This is a genomic window from Streptomyces sp. SAI-127, assembly GCF_029894425.1.
GTDB lineage: Bacteria > Actinomycetota > Actinomycetes > Streptomycetales > Streptomycetaceae > Streptomyces.
The window spans coordinates 8632669-8651676 of sequence record NZ_JARXYJ010000001.1 but is presented as its reverse complement, the minus strand read 5'-3'; the positions used below and the strand labels follow the sequence as shown (position 1 = coordinate 8651676).

The following is a 19008-nucleotide window of genomic DNA, read 5'->3' as shown; positions in this document are numbered from 1 at the left end:
TCACCGGGGGGACGACCGAGCGTAGTCAGGCCGCTTCGCCGCTCGCAAGGCGTCCACGACGATCTTGTCCGACTGCTCGACGCTCACGGTGGCCTGCTCCTTCTCAAGAGTCTGCACCACGCCTCCAGGGATGTTGAGCGCCGGTTCGAGGTCCTGCGGATTGCCGATGACCTTGAAACGAAAAGGCGCGGTGATCTTGTTCCCGTCGACACTCACGCTCTTGCCCGAGTCCGACAGAAAGGTGTTGGCGACGACCCGTACGCCATTCACCTGGATCGCCTCCGCGCCTGCCGCGCGCAACTCCTGGATCGCGTCGAGCAGCATGTCCGCCTCGACCGTCCCCTTGGTGTCGTCGATCGTCATCGTGATGCCCGGCCCCTGCGCGGCCACCGTGCCCGCGAGGATGCCGAGTTGCCGCTCCTTCTCAACCGTCTGCTTGCGGGCCTCCTCGGCCTGGTCGGAGCTGTTCTCCAGCTCGTCCCGCTGATTCTCGAGGCCCTGCTTCTCGTCTTGAAGACGCTGTGTACGGTCGCCCAGTTCATCGAGGATGCGTACGAGATCCTCCTGCCGCGCCCCCCGCAGCGCGCTGTCGCTGTCGCTGTTGGAGGCCACCTGGACGGCGAGGCCGAATCCGAGGCCGAACAACAGCACCGCGACGATGAGTTGGGCCCGGGTCACGCGCGGCGGCCACAACCCCTGCACCAGCCGCTGACGGCCGGTGAGCCCCGGCTCCGGCGCCGGGGTCTCCGCCTCCTCGGGAGGGGCCGCCGGGAGTTCCTCGGGCAGTTCCTTGCGCAGCTTGTTGCCGGGCGTCTCTTCCTGTTCGCTCATCGGCCTCACGCCCGGAAGACGTGTCGACGGATCGCCGCGGCGTTCGAGAAGATCCGGATGCCGAGCACGACGACGACACCGGTCGAGAGCTGGGCGCCCACGCCCAGCTTGTCGCCCAGGAACACGATCAACGCGGCCACGACCACGTTCGACAGGAACGACACGACGAAGACCTTGTCGTCGAAGATGCCGTCGAGCATGGCCCGCAGACCTCCGAAGACGGCGTCCAGCGCCGCCACCACGGCGATCGGAAGATAAGGCTCGACGACCGCCGGAACCTCAGGCCGGACCAAGAGGCCGGCCACGACTCCCACGACGAGGCCCAGTACGGCGATCACGATGTGCCCTTCTCAGTTCTCGGCTCTGCTGTACGTACGATCACACTCGGTGCGGCCGGCAGCCGGAGGTCGTCCTCCACGGAGATGGCGGTCCGGATGCCGTAGTTCTCCTGCAGGGCGTGCAGATACAGCCCGTCGGCACTGTCCTGGAACCTGGTGCTCAGCCGCTGCCCGTCCCCCACCGCAAGCACCGTATACGGCGGAACCAGCGGCTTGTTGTCGACCAGTATCGCGTCACCCGCGGCCCTGATCGCCGACAGCGCGGTCAGCCGCTGTCCGTTGATGGAGACGGCCTCGGCGCCCGACTCCCACAGCCCGTTCACCACTCGCTGCATGTCACGGTCGCGTACCCGCCCGGTGTCGGAGAACCCCGACGTCTCACGCGGATTCCCGTCGCCGCCCGTGCTGGCCTCCTTGGCGTCGTTCACGACCAGTTTGACGCCCGGGCCGTGCACCTCCACTGCGCCCGACAGGATGCCCACGAGGTCGGCCTGGCCGCTGTCGCCGCTCTGCTTGAGCGCCTCGCGCTGCCGCGTGCTCACGTCGTCACGCAGCTGGTCGACGCTCTCCTCGAGCTTGTCCGCCGTCTCGGTCTCGCGGTCGATACGGTCGATGAGCTCCTCGCGCTCCTTGGCCACGACCGGAGCCGCCACCCGCGCCTGCGCCGCCCCCACGGTGACCACGAGAGCGGCGAGGACCAGGCCGACGGCCAGCCCCAGCCTCGCCCGCAACGTCTTGGGCAGCCCGCCGTCACCGGCGGCCTTCTTGCGGGCCGCAGCCTCGGCGTACCCGTCGTCGAGGCTGTGGTCCATGACGTTGGTGAGCAGCGACATGGAGGCGTCCGGGCGCGTGGGGCGCGTAGGGGTGCTCCGAATGGGGGGCTGCTGCGGCATGCCGCACATCGTCGCACGTCGCGGCCCCTACCTCCGAATGGCCCCATCGGCGTGCCGGACAGGCCCCCTTGGGGACACCTGTCCGGCACGCACGCGTGCGTGTCTCAGCGGCCGGCGCTGTCCACGACCGCCGACCACTCGTCCAGCAGGGCCTGCGCGGACGCGTCATCGGGCCCCTCGGCCCACAGATGGGTGACCGCCTCCGCCGGGTCCGGCAGCACCATCACCCAGCGTCCGTCGGTTTCCACGACCCGGACACCGTCGGTCGTATCGACAAAGCGATCGCCCGCCGCCTCCACGACCCTGCGCATCACCAGTCCCTTGACGGCCCACGGGGTCGCCAGGTCCCGCTTGAGGACATGCGCCCGCGGAATCCGTGCGTCGATCTGGCTGAGCGTGAGCTGCGTCCGCGCCACCAGCCCGATCAGCCGTACGAAGGCCGCCGCACCGTCGAAGACACTGCTGAACTCCGGGATGATGAAGGCGCCCTTGCCGTCACCACCGAAGATCGTCGAGTCGTCGCGGCCGACCCGGGTGAGGTCGTCGGGCGAGGTGGTCGTCCACTCCACCTGCGTGCCGTGGTACGCCGCCACCTGCTCGGCGATCCGCGTGGTGGTCACCGGCAGCGCCACACGGCCGCTGCGCCGCTCCGCGGCGACCAGGTCGAGCATGACCAGCAGCGCCCGGTCGTCCTCGATGATCCGCCCCTTCTCGTCCACGAGGGACAGCCGCTCACCCACGGGGTCGAACCGCACCCCGAACGCGGCCCGCGCGGACGCCACGATCTCACCCAGCCGCACCAGACCCGACCGCCGAGCGTCCGCCGTCTCCGTCGGCCTGGACTCGTCGAGCCCAGGGTTGATCGTCAGCGAGTCCACGCCGAGCTTCCCGAGCAGACTGGGCAGCACCAGACCCGCGCTGCCGTTCGACGCGTCGACGACGACCTTCAGCCCGGACTCGGAAATCCCGGTGATGTCGACGTTCCGCAACAGTGAACCGGTGTACGAATCGAAGACACTGGCCGGGAAGTGCAGGTCTCCGATCTCACCCGGGAACGCGCGCCGGTACTCCTGCCGCGCGAACACCCGGTCCAGCTTTCGCTGACTGCCCTGCGAAAGGTCCGCGCCCCGCCCGTCGAAGAACATGATGTCCACGGAGTCCGGTACCCCGGGCGTGGTCCGGATCATGATTCCCCCGGCGCTACCGCGAGCGGTCTGCTGCCGCGCCACGGGCAGCGGTACGTTTTCCAGGTCGCGTACATCGATGGCGCTGGCCTGCAGAGCGGAGATGACCGCCCGCTTCAGTGCCCGCGCGCCACGGGAGTGGTCCCGGGCGGTCGTGACGGTCGACCCCTTCTTGAGGGTCGTCGCGTAGGCGCCGGCGAGCCGCACCGCGAGCTCCGGGGTGATCTCGACGTTCAGGATGCCGGAGACACCTCTGGCGCCGAAGAGATGCGCCTGGCCCCTGGACTCCCAGATGACCGAGGTGTTGACGAAGGCGCCGGCCTCGATGGTCTTGAACGGGTAGACCCGCACATTCCCCTGAATAATCGATTCCTCGCCGACGAGGCACTCGTCACCGATGACCGCGCCGTCCTCGATACGGGCGGCGCGCATGATGTCGGTGTTCTTCCCGACGACACAGCCACGAAGATTACTCTGCTGCCCGACATACACGTTGTCGTGCACGACGGCCTTGTGCAGAAACGCGCCGCTCTTCACGACAACGTTCGAGCCCACGACGGTGTGCTCGCGGATCTCGGCGCCGGCCTCCACCTTCGCGTAGTCCCCGATGAACAGCGGACCGCGGAGAACGGCATCGGGATGCACCTCTGCACCCTCGGCCACCCAGACGCCCGGGGAGAGCTCGAAGCCGTCGATCTCGACGTCGACCTTGCCTTCCAAGACGTCGGCCTGTGCCTTGACATAGCTCTCGTGCGTACCGACGTCCTCCCAGTAGCCCTCCGCGATGTAGCCGTAGATCGGCTTGCCTTCCTTCATCAGCTGCGGGAAGACATCACCGGACCAGTCCACGGGCACATCGGGCTCGACGTAGTCGAAGACCTCGGGCTCCATGACATATATGCCCGTGTTCACCGTGTCCGAGAAGACCTGCCCCCAGGTCGGCTTCTCCAGGAAGCGCTCGACCTTGCCTTCCTCGTCGACGATGGTGATGCCGAATTCGAGCGGATTGGGCACACGCGTCAGACAGACGGTGACCAGCGCACCCTTTTCCTTGTGGAAGTTGATGAGCTCGGTGAGGTCGAAGTCGGTCAGAGCATCACCGGAGATGACGAGGAATGCGTCGTCCTTCAACGCCTCTTCGGCGTTCTTGACGCTTCCGGCGGTACCGAGTGGCTTCTCCTCATTGGCATAGGAGAGCTCCATTCCGAGCTCTTCACCGTCACCGAAGTAGTTCTTGACCAGTGAGGCCAGGAACTGGACGGTGACGACGGTCTCGTTGAGCCCATGCCTTTTGAGCAGCCGCAGCACGTGCTCCATGATCGGCCGGTTTACCACCGGCAGGAGCGGCTTGGGCATGCTTGAGGTCATGGGACGAAGGCGTGTGCCTTCGCCTCCGGCCATCACGACGGCCTTCATGTCGGAAGCGTCCTCCTTAAGAGACGACGGTCTAGCCGACTTCACCCGTCCAGATTGTCCCGCACTTTTCTGCCGGGGGCCATCGAGCCGCCACGGCCGTGCCAATGGGCGGGGTTCAGTCGGCCTTGGCGTCCGCACGGACCAGGCGGCGGACTTGTACCACGTAGAGCACTCCTGCCCACCAGTACAGCGTTGTACCCCATCCTGCGAACGCCCATCCGAAAATAGCAGCGAGTGACGAGATCCATCCAGTTCCGTCACTGAGCAGGAGCAGCGGGAAGGCGTACATCAGGTTGAAGGTGGCAGCCTTGCCAAGGAAGTTCACCTGCGGCGGGGGATAACCGTGGCGCCTGAGGATGCCCACCATCACCAGGAGAACCAGCTCTCGCAAGAGCAGTGCAGCCGTCAACCAGATTGGCAGAATCTCGCGCCAGGTGAGACCGACCAGAGTCGAGAGAATGTAGAGCCGGTCAGCCGCGGGGTCGAGCAGCCGGCCAAGACTGCTGATCTGGTTCCACCGTCGGGCGAGCTTGCCGTCCAGGTAGTCGCTGATCCCGCTCAGAGCCAGTACCAGCAACGCCCAGGTGTCACTCTTAGGCCCTCCGAACTCGGGCCTGAGGATCAGCCACAGGAAGAGCGGCACCCCAACGAGCCTCGCCATGCTGAGGATGTTGGGGATGGTGAGGACCCGGTCCGTCTGGACGCGGGTCTCCTGGACCTCCACCCGGGGGCCTCCTGTGGGAAACGTGCCAACGATGCCCCCTGACCCTACCTCAACGCAAAAAAGCTCTGGCTCTTGGGCTGTGTGCCCAAGAGCCAGAGCTCTAAAAGGAGTTCGGCGGTGTCCTACTCTCCCACAGGGTCCCCCCTGCAGTACCATCGGCGCTGTAAGGCTTAGCTTCCGGGTTCGGAATGTAACCGGGCGTTTCCCTCACGCTATGACCACCGAAACACTATGAAGTTAGACCGGAAACACAACACGGTCGTTGCCTCAGAACTAACACAGTGGACGCGAGCAAATATGGACAAGCCCTCGGCCTATTAGTACCGGTCACCTCCACCCATTACTGGGCTTCCAGATCCGGCCTATCAACCCAGTCGTCTACTGGGAGCCTTAACCCCTCAAAGGGGGTGGGAATACTCATCTCGAAGCAGGCTTCCCGCTTAGATGCTTTCAGCGGTTATCCCTCCCGAACGTAGCCAACCAGCCATGCCCTTGGCAGAACAACTGGCACACCAGAGGTTCGTCCGTCCCGGTCCTCTCGTACTAGGGACAGCCCTTCTCAATATTCCTGCGCGCGCAGCGGATAGGGACCGAACTGTCTCACGACGTTCTAAACCCAGCTCGCGTACCGCTTTAATGGGCGAACAGCCCAACCCTTGGGACCGACTCCAGCCCCAGGATGCGACGAGCCGACATCGAGGTGCCAAACCATCCCGTCGATATGGACTCTTGGGGAAGATCAGCCTGTTATCCCCGGGGTACCTTTTATCCGTTGAGCGACGGCGCTTCCACAAGCCACCGCCGGATCACTAGTCCCGACTTTCGTCCCTGCTCGACCCGTCGGTCTCACAGTCAAGCTCCCTTGTGCACTTACACTCAACACCTGATTACCAACCAGGCTGAGGGAACCTTTGGGCGCCTCCGTTACTCTTTAGGAGGCAACCGCCCCAGTTAAACTACCCATCAGACACTGTCCCTGATCCGGATCACGGACCCAGGTTAGACATCCAGCACGACCAGACTGGTATTTCAACGACGACTCCCCCCGAACTGGCGTCCGGAGTTCAAAGTCTCCCAGCTATCCTACACAAGCCGAACCGAACACCAATATCAAACTGTAGTAAAGGTCCCGGGGTCTTTCCGTCCTGCTGCGCGAAACGAGCATCTTTACTCGTAGTGCAATTTCACCGGGCCTATGGTTGAGACAGTCGAGAAGTCGTTACGCCATTCGTGCAGGTCGGAACTTACCCGACAAGGAATTTCGCTACCTTAGGATGGTTATAGTTACCACCGCCGTTTACTGGCGCTTAAGTTCTCAGCTTCGCCACACCGAAATGTGACTAACCGGTCCCCTTAACGTTCCAGCACCGGGCAGGCGTCAGTCCGTATACATCGCCTTACGGCTTCGCACGGACCTGTGTTTTTAGTAAACAGTCGCTTCTCGCTGGTCTCTGCGGCCACCCCCAGCTCGAGGAGCAAGTCCTCTCACCAGTGATGGCCCCCCTTCTCCCGAAGTTACGGGGGCATTTTGCCGAGTTCCTTAACCATAGTTCACCCGAACGCCTCGGTATTCTCTACCTGACCACCTGAGTCGGTTTAGGGTACGGGCCGCCATGAAACTCGCTAGAGGCTTTTCTCGACAGCATAGGATCATCCACTTCACCACAATCGGCTCGGCATCAGGTCTCAGACTATTGCCAGGCGGATTTACCTACCTGACGTCCTACACCCTTACCCCGGGACAACCACCGCCCGGGCTGGACTACCTTCCTGCGTCACCCCATCACTCACCTACTACAAGTCTGGTTCGCCGGCTCCACCACTTTCCATTCCCCGAAGGGTCCGGAACGGCTTCACGGACTTAGCATCGCCTGGTTCGATGTTTGACGCTTCACAGCGGGTACCGGAATATCAACCGGTTATCCATCGACTACGCCTGTCGGCCTCGCCTTAGGTCCCGACTTACCCTGGGCAGATCAGCTTGACCCAGGAACCCTTAGTCAATCGGCGCACACGTTTCCCACGTGTGTATCGCTACTCATGCCTGCATTCTCACTCGTGAACCGTCCACCACTGCCTTCCGGCGCGGCTTCACCCGGCACACGACGCTCCCCTACCCATCCATACGGGCGTTGGCCCTATTGCATGAATGACACGACTTCGGCGGTACGCTTGAGCCCCGCTACATTGTCGGCGCGGAATCACTAGACCAGTGAGCTATTACGCACTCTTTCAAGGGTGGCTGCTTCTAAGCCAACCTCCTGGTTGTCTCTGCGACTCCACATCCTTTCCCACTTAGCGTACGCTTAGGGGCCTTAGTCGATGCTCTGGGCTGTTTCCCTCTCGACCATGGAGCTTATCCCCCACAGTCTCACTGCCGCGCTCTCACTTACCGGCATTCGGAGTTTGGCTAAGGTCAGTAACCCGGTAGGGCCCATCGCCTATCCAGTGCTCTACCTCCGGCAAGAAACACACGACGCTGCACCTAAATGCATTTCGGGGAGAACCAGCTATCACGGAGTTTGATTGGCCTTTCACCCCTAACCACAGGTCATCCCCCAGGTTTTCAACCCTGGTGGGTTCGGTCCTCCACGAAGTCTTACCTCCGCTTCAACCTGCCCATGGCTAGATCACTCCGCTTCGGGTCTTGAGCGTGCTACTCAAACGCCCTATTAGGACTCGCTTTCGCTACGGCTACCCCACCCGGGTTAACCTCGCAACACACCGCAAACTCGCAGGCTCATTCTTCAAAAGGCACGCAGTCACGACGCACAGAGTAAACTCTGCACGCGACGCTCCCACGGCTTGTAGGCACACGGTTTCAGGTACTATTTCACTCCGCTCCCGCGGTACTTTTCACCATTCCCTCACGGTACTATCCGCTATCGGTCACCAGGGAATATTTAGGCTTAGCGGGTGGTCCCGCCAGATTCACACGGGATTTCTCGGGCCCCGTGCTACTTGGGTGTCTCTCAAACGAGCCGCTGATGTTTCGACTACGGGGGTCTTACCCTCTACGCCGGACCTTTCGCATGTCCTTCGCCTACATCAACGGTTTCTGACTCGTCCTGTCGCCGGCAGACGACAGAAGAGAGATCCCACAACCCCGAATGCGCAACCCCTGCCGGGTCTCACACGCATACGGTTTGGCCTCATCCGGTTTCGCTCGCCACTACTCCCGGAATCACGGTTGTTTTCTCTTCCTGCGGGTACTGAGATGTTTCACTTCCCCGCGTTCCCTCCACATACCCTATGTGTTCAGGTATGGGTGACAGCCCATGACGACTGCCGGGTTTCCCCATTCGGAAACCCCCGGATCAAAGCCTGGTTGACGACTCCCCGGGGACTATCGTGGCCTCCCACGTCCTTCATCGGTTCCTGGTGCCAAGGCATCCACCGTGCGCCCTTAAAAACTTGGCCACAGATGCTCGCGTCCACTGTGCAGTTCTCAAACAACGACCAGCCACCCATCACCCCGCCCTCACAGGCGAGTTCACTGGGGCCGGCATCGAGGGAAATCATTCCCTCAGACACCCAACAGCGTGCCCGACACCCTCGCCACTCGTGATCAGCTTTCCACGCTCCGAAGAGCAGTACTGGCAGCCCGAGATGACTGAAAGTGCCGAATAATCAACGTTCCACCCATGAGCAACCACCGCAGAACGTGTGCCTGCGTAGTGGCCTCTGACCTCACCCCGAGGGGATCGGTGAGAAGTGCTCCTTAGAAAGGAGGTGATCCAGCCGCACCTTCCGGTACGGCTACCTTGTTACGACTTCGTCCCAATCGCCAGTCCCACCTTCGACAGCTCCCTCCCACAAGGGGTTGGGCCACCGGCTTCGGGTGTTACCGACTTTCGTGACGTGACGGGCGGTGTGTACAAGGCCCGGGAACGTATTCACCGCAGCAATGCTGATCTGCGATTACTAGCAACTCCGACTTCATGGGGTCGAGTTGCAGACCCCAATCCGAACTGAGACAGGCTTTTTGAGATTCGCTCCACCTCACGGTATCGCAGCTCATTGTACCTGCCATTGTAGCACGTGTGCAGCCCAAGACATAAGGGGCATGATGACTTGACGTCGTCCCCACCTTCCTCCGAGTTGACCCCGGCGGTCTCCTGTGAGTCCCCATCACCCCGAAGGGCATGCTGGCAACACAGGACAAGGGTTGCGCTCGTTGCGGGACTTAACCCAACATCTCACGACACGAGCTGACGACAGCCATGCACCACCTGTACACCGACCACAAGGGGGGCACCATCTCTGATGCTTTCCGGCGTATGTCAAGCCTTGGTAAGGTTCTTCGCGTTGCGTCGAATTAAGCCACATGCTCCGCTGCTTGTGCGGGCCCCCGTCAATTCCTTTGAGTTTTAGCCTTGCGGCCGTACTCCCCAGGCGGGGAACTTAATGCGTTAGCTGCGGCACCGACGACGTGGAATGTCGCCAACACCTAGTTCCCACCGTTTACGGCGTGGACTACCAGGGTATCTAATCCTGTTCGCTCCCCACGCTTTCGCTCCTCAGCGTCAGTAATGGCCCAGAGATCCGCCTTCGCCACCGGTGTTCCTCCTGATATCTGCGCATTTCACCGCTACACCAGGAATTCCGATCTCCCCTACCACACTCTAGCTAGCCCGTATCGAATGCAGACCCGGGGTTAAGCCCCGGGCTTTCACACCCGACGTGACAAGCCGCCTACGAGCTCTTTACGCCCAATAATTCCGGACAACGCTTGCGCCCTACGTATTACCGCGGCTGCTGGCACGTAGTTAGCCGGCGCTTCTTCTGCAGGTACCGTCACTTTCGCTTCTTCCCTGCTGAAAGAGGTTTACAACCCGAAGGCCGTCATCCCTCACGCGGCGTCGCTGCATCAGGCTTTCGCCCATTGTGCAATATTCCCCACTGCTGCCTCCCGTAGGAGTCTGGGCCGTGTCTCAGTCCCAGTGTGGCCGGTCGCCCTCTCAGGCCGGCTACCCGTCGTCGCCTTGGTGAGCCATTACCTCACCAACAAGCTGATAGGCCGCGGGCTCATCCTTCACCGCCGGAGCTTTCAACCACCACAGATGCCTGCGGTAGTGGTATCCGGTATTAGACCCCGTTTCCAGGGCTTGTCCCAGAGTGAAGGGCAGATTGCCCACGTGTTACTCACCCGTTCGCCACTAATCCCCACCGAAGTGGTTCATCGTTCGACTTGCATGTGTTAAGCACGCCGCCAGCGTTCGTCCTGAGCCAGGATCAAACTCTCCGTGAATGTTTACCGGTAATCCGGTCGACACACACGAGAGCGGAACAGTCAGGCGGAATAAGCCCGACCGTTCACAGCGTCCTCGCTGTGTTTTTTCAAAGGAACCTCGCCCCAGCAGATGCTGGAGACGGGGTATCAACATATCTGGCGTTGATTTTTGGCACGCTGTTGAGTTCTCAAGGAACGGACGCTTCCTTTGTACTCACCCTCTCGGGCTTTCCTCCAGGCGCTTCCCTTCGGTGTTTCCAAACTCTATCAGTGTTTTTCCGGCCCTCTGACCACCGTCCTGCAAGCATGCAGAAGATGATCCAGAGTTAGGATCTGACAAGTTGGGTGCTGCCAGGCTGGGACGCTCGGTGGCGCCGCTCGGCCTCAAGCAGGGGTACGACTGTACACGGGGCCGCGAAGAGGGTGCAAATCACTTGGGCTGGTGGTCTAGACCACTTAGCGCTATCTTCGAGCGGAACCCGTACTTCACATGCCATACGCTGCTGGACAGCGCCGTCCGGGACAGGCAGTGACGGTGCATATACGCAGCTCCACCCCTGGGAGGCTTCCCATGACCACCGTGACGTCCCCTCTTGCTGGACGCACCATCGGATTGGCCGCCGTGCCCGATCCGGTCTTCTCCGGGGCCATGGTCGGCCCGGGTACGGCGATCGATCCCGTGCGCGAACCGTCCGAGGCCGTCGCGCCCGTTGACGGTGTGATCGTCTCTCTCCACCCCCACGCGTTCGTCGTCGTGGACGAACAGGGGCACGGCGTGCTCGTCCACCTCGGCATCGACACCGTGCAGCTCAACGGTGAGGGTTTCGAGCTGCTGGTGAACAAGGGCGACACCGTCACGCGCGGTCAGGCGATCGTGCGCTGGAACCCGGCCGCCGTCGAGGCCGCCGGCAAGTCCGCGGTCTGCCCGGTGGTGGCTCTGGAGGCCACGGCCGAGGCCCTCTCCGAACTCCGTGAGGACGGCGACGTGAAGGCCGGCGACAGTCTCTTCGGCTGGAAGTGACGTCAGTGCCGTCCCGCGACGGCAAGTAGAGACGACAACCACCGCGGCGGCGGGACCCGCCGCACTATCGGAGACGGGTGAGATGGAGACAACGCTGCGAGGCGTCGGTGTGAGCCACGGTGTGGCGATCGGCGAGGTTCGGCACATGGGAACGGCGGTGCTGGAGCCGCCTGCCAAGCAGATTCCGGCGGAGGACGCGGAGCGTGAACAGGGGCGCGCCCGCAAGGCCGTGGAGGCTGTGGCCGCCGACCTGATGGCGCGCGGCAATCTGGCGGGGGGCGAAGCCCAGGCGGTGCTCGAAGCGCAGGCCATGATGGCCCAGGACCCCGAGCTGATGGCAGACGTGGACCGGCGTATCGCCGTCGGCAGCACGGCCGAGCGCGCCGTGTACGACGCGTTCGCCGCGTACCGCGAGCTGCTGGCGGGCGCGGGTGAGTACCTGGCCGGTCGCGTCGCCGACCTCGACGACGTGCGGAATCGTATCGTCGCCCGTCTGCTCGGGGTGCCCATGCCGGGCGTCCCGGACAGCGACGAGCCGTATGTCCTGGTGGCGCGTGATCTCGCGCCTGCCGACACCGCTCTGCTGGACCCGACGCTCGTTCTGGGTTTCGTCACCGAGGAGGGCGGGCCGACCAGCCACAGCGCGATTCTGGCGCGGGCGCTCGGTGTGCCGGCCGTTGTGGCTCTGCCGGGTGCCGGTGAGCTGGGCGAGGGCACGGTCATCGCTGTCGACGGCAGCACCGGTGACATCTTCGTGAACCCGAGCGAGGAGAAGAAGGCCGAGTTGGAGTCCGCTGCCGCCGAGCGGAAGGCCGCGCTCGCCGCGTCGACGGGTCCGGGTGCCACAGCCGACGGCCACAAGGTGCCGCTGCTGGCCAACGTCGGTGGTCCGGCGGACGTGCCCGCCGCGCTCGAAGCGGGAGCCGAGGGCGTCGGTCTCTTCCGTACTGAGTTCCTCTTCCTCGACGACAGCAAGAACGCTCCGTCCGAGGAGAAGCAGGTCGACGCGTATCGCCAGGTCCTCGAGGCGTTCCCCGAGGGGCGTGTGGTCGTCCGTGTGCTGGATGCGGGCGCGGACAAGCCGCTGGACTTTCTGACGCCGTCCGACGAGCCGAACCCGGCGCTGGGTGTGCGTGGACTGCGGACGCTGCTCGATCACCCTGACGTGCTGCGGACTCAGCTGACGGCGCTTGCGAAAGCCGCCGAGGGCCTGCCCGTCTACCTCGAGGTCATGGCCCCGATGGTGGCGGATCGCGCCGATGCCAGGGCGTTCGCCGACGCGTGCCGTGCGGCAGGGCTGCAGGCGAAGTTCGGCGCGATGGTGGAGATTCCCTCGGCCGCTCTGCGGGCGCGGTCGATTCTGCAGGAGGTCGAGTTCCTTTCGCTGGGGACCAACGATCTCGCGCAGTACACCTTCGCCGCCGACCGTCAGGTGGGTGCGGTGTCGCGTCTGCAGGATCCGTGGCAGCCTGCGCTGCTCGACCTGGTCGCGCTTTCCGCCGAAGGGGCGAAGGCCGAGGGCAAGAGCTGTGGCGTCTGTGGTGAGGCCGCGTCCGACCCGCTGCTCGCCTGTGTGCTGACCGGTCTGGGGGTCACCTCGCTTTCCATGGGTGCGGCGTCCATTCCTTATGTCCGGACGACGCTGGCGAAGTACACGCTGGCGCAGTGCGAGCGTGCTGCCGCAGCCGCACGGGCCGCCGACAGTGCCGAGGACGCGCGTGCCGCGGCTCAGGCGGTGCTGTCGGGCGAGTAGCCGGACCGAGATGTCGGCTGATGGTTCCTGGAGGGCGCTCCACCCGTGGGGGGAGCGCCCTCTTTGTGTTCAGTGACTGTGGCGCGACGTCTGTCCTTCCGGTCCGAGGTCGGGGGGCACGCAGTAGTCGACGTCCGATTCCGGGGAGATCAGGTCGCCGGAGTCGACATCAGTGCAGTAGGCGTCGAAGACTTCTCCGGCGGTGAGGGGTTCGAGTCCGTCGCCGCACAGACGCCAGCCGTAGATGCGGTCGGTTGTCCCGGGGGCGCTGGTGCGCATGACGAGTCCGCCGGGGCTCTGGGTGGCGATGCCGAGTGCGAGGACCGTGGTGAATTCGAGGGCTTCGGCCTCGTCGAGTTGGACGGCCCCCTCGGTGTTCTCGTCGGAGTGGAGGACGGCGACGAGGGTTTCCGGGGTGGCGGTGACGCTGCAGACGAGGTGGTGTTCGCCCGGCAGGGCTGTGTCGAGGATCCGGACGAGGAGGTGGGAGGCGCGGGTGAAGGCCGCGCGACCGATGTCCTCCCCGCAGGAACCGCAGGCGCCGAGGCGGGCGAGGAGGGTGGTCGCGTACTCCCAGGTGGCCTGGCGGACGGCTTCGTCCACGAGGGCGGGCACGAGGTCGGTGAGGGGCTGGCCCTCGTACGGGAGCGTCGGTCCGGTGTTGGCGAGTTCTGCCGTGAAGCGTGTTCGGCTCGACGGGATGTCCGGGTTGAGGCCGGTCTCCTCGCAGAACTCGGCGTACTCCTGGGGGTCGAAGAGGGCGACGGTGGTGTGGCTGCCCTGTGAGGCGCGGGTCCTCAGAAGGTCTTCGACCTGTTCCAGGTAGGTCGCGTGGTCGTCGAAGGTGAAGCTGCGGTAGCGCCGCATGGCGCGGAAGTCGTGTTCGTCGGTGAGCAGGCCGATGGTTCCGGCGATTTCGCGGCGCAGGACGCGTCGCATTGTCTGGTGGTCGGTGTGCGCCATGTTTCCCCCTGTGCGCAGTCGATCAATTCTCACTCACAGTAACCGGCGGCACTGACAATGAGGCCGGGGCGAGGCGCACCCGGACCAGCCGGTGCTGGATTGTGCAGGTCAGGGCTATGAATGTGCCGAAGGCGGCCCATCCTGCCGGGCCGGTGGCGATGGCCGCGGTGACTGCGAGTGGCCCGAAGGTGCGCTGCACGGCCTGGGCCAGGCCGTGGACGCCGAGGTAGGTGCCCTGGGCGGTCTCGGGGGCGAGGGCGACGGAAAGTTCCCAGGAGATGGTGGCGTGCAGCATCTCGGCCATGGTGAAAGCCGCTGCCGCGGCAGTGAGGAGCGCTGTGGCGGTGACGGCTCCGCCCGTGGCCGCGAGTGCCATGGCGATGCCGCCCAGGGCGAAGGTGGCGGAGAGCGGCAGGAGGAGGTTCCGGGCAGTTGCCGTGGTGGTGCCGAATCGGGCGAGGGGCACCTGGAGTGCCACGACCATGACGTTGTTGAGGACCATCAGGAGCGGTGCCAGTCCGTTCGGTGCGTTGCTCTCGTGTGCGATCCACAGGGGCAGGCCGACCTTGAACACCGCGTCGTCGAGGAAGAGGACGGTCTCGGTGGCGACGTAGGCGAGATAGGTGCGGTCCCGCCAGGGGGTGGCCGGCCTGGTCGTGGGGGCCGGGTGCTTCGAGGTGGTGACGGTGCGGGAGGAGGACGGGGGCTCGCCGCAGCGCAGGGTGAGGAGTGCTGAGGCGACGAAGGACAGGGCGTCTCCGGCGAGGAGCCATTGGTAGGCGGCCGTGGTGCCGAGCGCCAGTGCTGCGGCGGCGGCGAGGCCGCCCAGCGCCCAGCCCGCGTTGGCCACGGTTCGGTGGAACGCCTGGTAGCGGACGCGGTCCGGGCCGGCGACTCGGGTGGCGTAGAGCTTGGTGAGGATGCTCGCGGCGCGGTCGCCGAGGCCGCCCACCGCAGAGAAGGCGATGAGCAGGGCGTAGTTGTCGGTGGTGAGCAGTGCGCAGGAGGCCGCGGCACGTATGAGCTGGACGGTCAGCAGGACCCGGGTGATCGGGAATCGGTCGGCGAGCTTGCCGCCCATCGGTGCCCCTGCGATGCCGATGGCACCCGCGGCGGCGGCGAGCGTGCCGACCTGGGCCAGGGAGAGCTCGGAGACGTACGTGAAGTAGAGGACGGATACGGAAGCCCACAGTCCGCTGCCGATGCGGTCGACGAGCGCGATGGCGAGCATTCTGCGCCCGTCGCGACCTCCGGGAACGCTTTTCGACCATGCTGTCGCGCGCCGTACCCGATGCACTGCTCCCCCCTTGCCCGCTTGCTTTTCATTTACGTACTGATACATACTCTGCATCGTGGCAACACAATATGGGATCAGCGGGACGACGGCCAAGGGAATTGCGGCGTCCGCCGAACGAGCCGTGGCTGAGGGCTCCTTGGCCCCCGGAGCCGCACTGCCGCCGGTGCGGCGCCTCGCGGACGACCTCGGCGTGAGCCCGGGGACGGTCGCCACGGCGTACAAGGAACTGCGGCAGCGCGGGATCGTGGTCACCCGGGGGCGGGGTGGGACCGTGGTGGCACCGGCCCCGGCGGTGGCGTCCCGTCGGCCGCCCAAAGTGCCCGATGGCCTGCGGGACTTGGCGGGTGGTCACCCCGATCCGCGGCTGCTCCCCGGGCTGGTGCCCCCCTCCCGGCTGTCCCCCGGCGCTCGCTCGCACCGTTCGACGCCCCGGCTGGCACGGCTCGAGGACGCCGTACGCGCGTGGCTGCGGCCCGAGGGCGTACCCGTGGAGCACGTGACCTTCGCACATGGGGCGCTGGATCTGGTCGGACGGCTTCTCTCCGTGGAGCTACGGCCCGGTGATGCCGTGGCCATGGAGGATCCCGGGTATCACCACCTGCTGGATCTGGTCACGGCGCTGGGGATGCGCATGGTCCCTGTTGCCGTCGACGACGAGGGAGTGTTGCCCGAGGCCGTACGTGAAGCGCTGCGGGCCGGGGCGCGGGCGCTCGTGTGCAGTCCGCGGGCGCAGAATCCGTACGGCGGTCGCTTCTCCGCCGAGCGTCAGGAGGCACTGCTGGGTGTGCTCCGGGCACACCCTGAGGTGCTGGTCGTGGAGAACGATCACGCTTCCGCCGTCGCCGACGCCCCCCTGCGGACGCTGACCGGCGCGGGGCTGCCGCGCTGGGTGCATGTGCGGACGGTGAGCAAGTTCCTGGGGACGGACCTGAGGTGGGCGGCCGCCGCGTGTGATCCGACCACACTGGGTCGGCACGACGGGCGGCTGTTGCTGACGTCCGGCTGGGTCAGTCATCTGCTCCAGGAGACGGTGTACGGGCTTCTCACCGACGAAAGCACGCGCGCGTTGGTCTCTCGTGCCCGGGAGACCTATGCGCTGCGCCGGAACGCTCTTGTACGGGAGCTCGGTGACCGGGGCATCGAGGCGCACGGGTCGAGCGGGATGAATGTGTGGGTGCCCGTCCGGGACGAGTCGGCCGTGGTGAACGGGCTGAGGTCGTACGGCTGGTGGGTCGCGGCCGGGGCCCGGTTCCGGCTGTCGTCCGGTCCGGGTGTGCGGATCACGGCCGCTGAGCTGGAGCCGGCCGATGCGGCGCGGCTGGCCTCGGACTTCGCCGGCGTGCTGGGTGAGTCCGAGGCCACCTACGGTGGGTGACCCGCTCCGTCAGGCGCGTTTGCGGGCCAGGTCCTCGTAGAAGTGGAGCAGTTCGAGGTTGTCGATGGAGCCCGGGTTGACCGCCTTCTCCAGAGGGGTGCCTTGGAGGAGGCGCTTGACGGGGACCTCGATGCGCTTCCCGGTCAGGGTGTGCGGGATGCCGGGGACCTCGATGACCTCGTCCGGGATGTGGCGAGGTGAGAGGTTTTCGCGGATCGTCGCCTTGATGCGGTCGAGGAGTGCCTGGTCGAGGGCTGCTCCCGGAGCCAGTTGCACGAACAGCGGCATCCAGTAGCCGCCGTCGGGCTGCTCGATACCGATGACCAGGGACTCCTTGATCTCGGGGAGTCGTTCCACGGCCTCGTAGATGTCGGCCGAACCCATGCGGACGCCCTGGCGGTTGAGCGTCGAGTCGGAGCGGCCGTGGATGACGACCGAGCCGCGGGAGGTGACGGTGATCCAGTCGCCGTGTCGCCACACTCCGGGATAGGTGTCGAAGTAGCTGTCGTGATAGCGGCTTCCGTCGGGGTCGTTCCAGAAGTGGATCGGCATCGACGGCATGGGATTGGTGACGACGAGTTCGCCCACCTCGTCGATCACGGGCTTGCCGCTCGGGTCCCAGGACTGCAGGTCGGTGCCCAGGCTCGGTGCCTGGAGCTCGCCGATGTACACGGGCAGGGTCGGTACGGCGCCCGCGAAGCACGAGCACACGTCCGTGCCTCCGCTGACGGAGGCGATCCACAGGTCCTCACGGACCTCGTCGTGCAGCCAGCGGAAGCCGTCGGGCGGAAGCGGTGAGCCGGTGGTGGCCACGCACTGCACCTTGGAGAGGTCGAAGTCGCGGCCTGGGTGCACGTCGGCCTTGCGGCAGGCCATGACGTACGCGGCCGAGGTGCCGTAGAGGGTGGCGCCGGTGCGTTCGGCGACCCGCCACTGGGCTCCTGTGTCGGGGTAGCCGGGGCTTCCGTCGTACAGCACGACGGTCGTGCCCGTGAGGAGGCCGGAGACGAGGAAGTTCCACATCATCCAGCCCGTGGAGGTGTACCAGAAGAAACGGTCCTCAGGGCCGAGGTCGCAGTGCAGGCCGAGCTGCTTGAGGTGCTCGACGAGGATGCCGCCCTGGGACTGGACGATCGCCTTCGGCAGGCCTGTCGTGCCCGAGGAGTAGAGCACCCACAGGGGGTGCGCGAAGGGCACCTGTTCGAAGACCGGCTCCGTGTCCGCGCTCGTGAGGGCATCCCACTCCAGGGCGCCTTCGGGAGCCTCGGTGCCGAGGAGCGGGATGTGGACGACGGCGCGCAGGGAAGGCAGTTCGCGGCGGAGTTCGGCGACCGTCTCACGGCGGTCGTGCTCCTTGCCGCCGTAGCGGTAGCCGTCGACGGTGAACAGGACGACCGGTTCGACCTGTTGGAAGCGGTCCAGGACGCTGCGGGCGCCGAAGTCGGGGGCGCAGGACGTCCAGACGGCGCCCACCGCGGCCGTGGCGAGCAGGGCGACGACGGCCTGCGGAATGTTCGGGAGGTAGCCGCTGACGCGATCTCCGGGCCGGAGGCCGAGGGCGCGCAGCTCCGCGGCCAGGGAGCCGACCTGGCGGCGCAGCTCGGACCAGGTCACCGGGCGCGGCTCATGGGTCTCGTCGACGTACAGGAGGGCGGGTTCGTCCGCGCGGGGCTCGGCCGCGCGCAGGGCGTGCTCGGCGTAGTTGAGGGTGGCGCCGGGAAACCACTCGGCGCCGGGCATCGAGCGGTCGCCCAGCACGCGCGCGTACGGCGTCGAGAACCGTACGTCGAACCATTGGGTGACTGCTTCCCAGAACGGCTCCAGCTCGTCCACCGACCAGCGGTGGAGGGCCTCGTAGCCTCCGTCGGCCGGGGCGCCGTGGCGTTCGGCCGCCCATGCCTGGAACCTGGTGACCTGGGACCTGGCGATGCGCTGCGGATCTGGCTGCCAGAGCGGCTGGGGATTCACGGTCGACATGGG

At 65.3% G+C, this 19008-nt stretch carries 11 protein-coding genes and 3 rRNA genes; 3 read left to right on the top strand and 11 right to left on the bottom strand.

What is annotated here, in order from left to right:
* The 8 genes from M2157_RS39745 to M2157_RS39710 all read right to left on the bottom strand — a co-directional run bounded on the left by M2157_RS39745 (position 1) and on the right by M2157_RS39710 (position 10637).
* A complete protein-coding gene (locus tag M2157_RS39745; protein ID WP_280867571.1) occupies positions 1 to 831 on the bottom strand; it encodes a DUF881 domain-containing protein in 831 nt (276 codons plus the stop codon).
* 5 nt (positions 832 to 836) lie between these two features.
* Positions 837 to 1169 (bottom strand): small basic family protein, encoded by a 333-nt coding sequence (locus tag M2157_RS39740; protein WP_003988855.1) that lies wholly within the window; start codon positions 1167 to 1169, stop codon positions 837 to 839.
* Positions 1166 to 2071 carry a DUF881 domain-containing protein gene (locus M2157_RS39735; protein WP_266567477.1) on the bottom strand — a complete coding sequence of 302 codons (906 nt, stop codon included), beginning with the start codon at positions 2069 to 2071 and terminating at the stop codon, positions 1166 to 1168. Before M2157_RS39735 ends, M2157_RS39740 begins: the two co-directional genes overlap by 4 nt.
* A gap of 95 nt (positions 2072 to 2166) precedes the next feature.
* The gene (locus M2157_RS39730) at positions 2167 to 4662 is read right to left on the bottom strand and encodes a mannose-1-phosphate guanyltransferase (RefSeq protein ID WP_280858946.1); all 2496 of its coding nucleotides are present in this window, start codon (positions 4660 to 4662) and stop codon (positions 2167 to 2169) included.
* A gap of 115 nt (positions 4663 to 4777) precedes the next feature.
* Entirely contained in the window at positions 4778 to 5386 is a 609-nt protein-coding gene (locus M2157_RS39725) for a CDP-alcohol phosphatidyltransferase family protein (RefSeq protein ID WP_266567473.1), read from the bottom strand.
* A 109-nt stretch (positions 5387 to 5495) separates the two neighbouring features.
* Positions 5496 to 5612 (bottom strand): 5S ribosomal RNA (rrf, locus tag M2157_RS39720).
* Between the two features lie 71 nt (positions 5613 to 5683).
* A 23S ribosomal RNA gene (locus M2157_RS39715) occupies positions 5684 to 8806 on the bottom strand.
* 305 nt (positions 8807 to 9111) lie between these two features.
* A 16S ribosomal RNA gene (locus tag M2157_RS39710) occupies positions 9112 to 10637 on the bottom strand.
* Together the 16S, 23S and 5S rRNA genes form the textbook arrangement of a ribosomal RNA operon.
* 553 nt (positions 10638 to 11190) lie before the next feature.
* Between M2157_RS39710 and M2157_RS39705 the strand changes: the two genes are divergently transcribed.
* Together M2157_RS39705 and ptsP are read left to right on the top strand one after the other, a co-directional pair.
* On the top strand, positions 11191 to 11640 hold the full coding sequence (locus M2157_RS39705) for a PTS glucose transporter subunit IIA (RefSeq protein ID WP_280856323.1): 450 nt from the start codon (positions 11191 to 11193) through the stop codon (positions 11638 to 11640).
* 82 nt (positions 11641 to 11722) lie between these two features.
* Positions 11723 to 13393: a phosphoenolpyruvate--protein phosphotransferase gene (gene ptsP / locus M2157_RS39700; protein WP_280856324.1), complete on the top strand. Its 1671-nt coding sequence runs from the start codon at positions 11723 to 11725 to the stop codon at positions 13391 to 13393.
* 69 nt (positions 13394 to 13462) lie between these two features.
* Here the strand turns inward: ptsP and M2157_RS39695 are convergent, their stop codons facing one another.
* Both M2157_RS39695 and M2157_RS39690 read right to left on the bottom strand, forming a co-directional pair.
* A complete protein-coding gene (locus tag M2157_RS39695) occupies positions 13463 to 14356 on the bottom strand; it encodes a hypothetical protein (RefSeq protein WP_280856325.1) in 894 nt (297 codons plus the stop codon).
* A 22-nt stretch (positions 14357 to 14378) separates the two neighbouring features.
* On the bottom strand, positions 14379 to 15587 hold the full coding sequence (locus M2157_RS39690) for an MFS transporter (protein WP_280867570.1): 1209 nt from the start codon (positions 15585 to 15587) through the stop codon (positions 14379 to 14381).
* Positions 15588 to 15708: 121 nt separating this feature from the next.
* Between M2157_RS39690 and M2157_RS39685 the strand changes: the two genes are divergently transcribed.
* Positions 15709 to 17028, top strand: coding sequence for an aminotransferase class I/II-fold pyridoxal phosphate-dependent enzyme (locus M2157_RS39685; RefSeq protein ID WP_280856327.1), 1320 nt, complete (start codon positions 15709 to 15711; stop codon positions 17026 to 17028).
* 9 nt (positions 17029 to 17037) lie between these two features.
* Here M2157_RS39685 and M2157_RS39680 read toward each other — a convergent pair whose 3' ends face one another.
* Positions 17038 to 19005: an acetoacetate--CoA ligase gene (locus tag M2157_RS39680; RefSeq protein ID WP_280867569.1), complete on the bottom strand. Its 1968-nt coding sequence runs from the start codon at positions 19003 to 19005 to the stop codon at positions 17038 to 17040.
* Between the last annotated feature and the right edge of the window lie 3 nt (positions 19006 to 19008).